Raw genomic sequence first — 3,357 nt, 5'->3', positions numbered from 1 at the left:
TCTAAGGACAAATTCGTTAGCTATCAAAAGTCATGATTAACCGAGAAGCCCCCACTTCAAACATTCCGTTAGGACGTTAAGTGGGGGGTAGTTCACAAAGATATTAGCTAACCGTTGTCTAATACTTTTTCTGTAAGTAATCATGTTGTATCTGAAATTCAGAATAAACTTGTTGTATAATTGTACACTAAAAACATCATATCGGTAATAAAGAAGGTCCGCAAGGAAGGCAAAGGTTCAGTACTCAGGCTCAGGATTTTTTGGTTAAATAAACTATATTACTGTTCTTTTTTGGATTTTAACACCATATATATGTGGTAAAAGAAATAAAACAAAATAATTGTCCTATTTTTTGGGAATATGGCATACATATACATTGCAACATGTGTTGATACACTGCCATACATATTGACACATGTTGCATATACCTATTCCGTCAAATTTTCGTGTATTATAGTAAATAATGTAGATTTTAGAAGAATATTTAACATGGAATACGAATTTTTGAAAACTATCCATTAAATTATTAATAATTAGCTAAAGAAAGTTTTATATTTGTAAATGCTGGGGATTTTAGTGTGAAAAATGATAAGTTGCAAAGAAATCCGTTTCCTATCGGAATCTTTTTTTATGCTGTTAATCGCAACAGTTGATAAATGCAGAAATTCTGTTTTTGCACGAACTGTTTTTTTAGATAAATTTGGTCTACTTTAATTCCGTACATTGCTTGTACAGGATTAAAATCGACACAACCGTTTGATATAAGTACAATCCTAACATAGAACATATACTTTTCTTAACCAACTGATGATTTTGTTCTACTACGTTGTTTTACAATTCTTTTGTTCTGAATTTGATGCTTACCGGCATCTTCTTTCTTCAATTTCTTGATAACAATTGGACATGATAGATTTTTGTCAACTCTAATTACACGAGTTTCATGTGAAATCAACAGTACGACATAAATACATCTATTGTCCTTTACTGTTATATTCGTTTCATTCTCGTCTCCTAAATCCTTTGTTTACTTAAGGTAGCATTGAATTCATTTAGCTGTTAATTTCTTTAAAATTTGAACCTGAACATCATTCGTTGATTTTGAAGATAAATCATTCTAAATTCAAACCAAAACTCTTCTCATCTCTCGTCTAAGGTACATGTACACTTTTATTTTGTCGTTATAAATTTAACAGATTAAATTTCATATACATGAACTCCACTTCCACTAGTTGTCTGATGAATTGATACACCAGATTTATATTTCTTTTAGATATATCTCGATTACTTAAAGAAAAATAACGGCTACTAAGATAATAATTTTTGAATTATTTTCCTTTAAACTATTTTATATAGGATTTGCCATCCCCTGTTTTTTTAATATCCTTGCTCATATTTTGATTTTTAGAAACATAACTTTTTCCAGCATTCCTTCTACCTATTAATAAAATATACGAAATTAATAATGTAAAACAATCATATACTTATTGGTTATTAAAGCAAAAAAATATATGGTTGGAAATTTTTCTTACCCTAAAAAAATATAATAATAAATGTATTTTATTTATTAAGTTAATATATAGATTTATTTATATTAATAACGAATGGTTAAATTATCACTAAAAAATAATACCTTAAAGATTTAAAATTATATTTTTTATAATCTTTTAGAAGGAAATTTTAAAGTAGTATCTAACTCTTTATTATGGTTTTAAAAACCATTTTCAAAGTGGAACTAAAAAAGAATTGACATGATTTATGTGCTGTTATTCAGATAATACCACTCAGGATACTGTGTGTTTATTGGATGTTTTTAAGCGGTAGTAAAGTAAAGTAAATACTACTTGTTATTAAAGCAACATTTGGATCTTATTGTTTGATAAACAGCTTAATTATTTTAATAGGAATTTTATAATAATTCTTGTCTTTTTATTTTTTGAAAAGGTGATTTCAAGTACTTACAGATGAGGAGCTTGTGCGATATATGAAAATAAAACGATTTTTCCGTGTACAGTTAGAATTGTTATTTCAAGAATATGAACAGATTAAACCAAACATGTATTTTGAAGCTCAAAAATTAGAAGATGATTTTGTTATTACAGATATTAGTGATGAATTGCTTAATAGTATTCATTTAAAGTATAAACATTTAAGAGGAGAATCTATGAATACAGTTTTTTGTATAAAAAATGATAATGCGATACAAAAATACCAACAGATTTATCAGTTAGCCTGGACAGGAGAAAGAGTATTGTTTTACTTTATTACACAAAACAACTCTAATCTAGCTTTCCTCACTTATATTGAACCAGAATATCATGTTAATCAAATTAAAAAAATAAAAGGACGTTGTGTACCCTTCGAAAAAAATACAGTTCAACATATCTTACAGCATGCTTATCAATTTGTTATTTTATAAAGAGCATCTAACTTGGGATCTATTTAATTTAAAGAATTCTTAATTGTATAAAAATAAAACATAACTTATCGACTATTGGCTACAATTTTACGATATTTTTCATAAAAGTATCAGTATCTAGATAATCTCGTTTTTTCCAAATTTGAAGACCAAATTTGTACCTTCCTTATCAATTCCACAAAGCAGGTAACGTAATGTGTCTTTGACTTTGATATATATTCTGATTGAGTTTTCAAGATATATACATACACATGTCTATTTCTTTTCTTCAAAGTTTGAGAATTAAATTATCATATTCATGAATTTAACGCATAATCATTGTTTGGGCTAAGTAGAAGGCATGCTCTTCTATCATTTCCACCAAATCACGAAAATTAAGACTGGACCCCAGGTCTCAACGTATCGTTAATAAAATAATATCCAAATCCATTTCAAGCGCGACGCTTAAGTATTTTTAATGTATTCTTATTCCAGATGTCGTCGCTCTAATATTTAACGAGTATGTATTCAGGATATGGTGGTTTACACAAATAGCGGGTATAAATATTCGATTTAGAATAGGACTTATATAATGGTTCATTTTAAGATTTTTAAGTAGGCCTACGAAAAAGTAATGATATTTGTTTTATATAAGTTATATAATATTGTTCCTAAAAAAGCTAATAAATTTTACATAAGAGTGAGAAAATAATTTCCTACTCTTATGTAAATACCAACGCAGCCCGTTTTTCAAAACGTTATGGGCGCACTCCTATTCCATATGGACTTGATCCGACTTCTACAGTTCCTATTACCGTGTTCGTATTTCCATCTATCACCGATACATTATTTGAGTTATTATTTGTCACATAAATTTGATTTGTGAATGAATCCACCCCTACTCCATATGGAAATAATCCAACTCCTACAGTTGTTATTATTGTATTTATATTTCCATCTAT

General features: G+C 28.0%; 1 protein-coding gene and 1 pseudogene. One reads left to right on the top strand and one right to left on the bottom strand.

Annotated features, from left to right (window positions below):
- The first annotated feature begins 1,981 nt into the window (after window positions 1–1,981).
- Window positions 1,982–2,416: a hypothetical protein gene (locus F3I02_RS26985; RefSeq protein WP_196478603.1), complete on the top strand. Its 435-nt coding sequence runs from the start codon at window positions 1,982–1,984 to the stop codon at window positions 2,414–2,416.
- A 737-nt stretch (window positions 2,417–3,153) separates the two neighbouring features.
- Here the strand turns inward: F3I02_RS26985 and F3I02_RS26980 are convergent.
- Window positions 3,154–3,357: pseudogene (locus tag F3I02_RS26980) on the bottom strand (YVTN family beta-propeller repeat-containing protein); the annotation flags it as partial.

This window comes from Bacillus sp. SRB3LM, from assembly GCF_015712745.1.
Taxonomy (GTDB): domain Bacteria; phylum Bacillota; class Bacilli; order Bacillales; family Bacillaceae_G; genus Bacillus_A; species Bacillus_A thuringiensis_K.
The sequence above is the reverse complement of the archived record's forward strand: the minus strand, read 5'-3'. Positions and strand labels throughout refer to the sequence as shown.

Coding starts and splice junctions, on each gene's coding strand:
- F3I02_RS26985 (WP_196478603.1), top strand. CDS start 1,982: ATGAAAATAAAACGATTTTTCCGTGTACAGTTAGAATTGTTATTTCAA.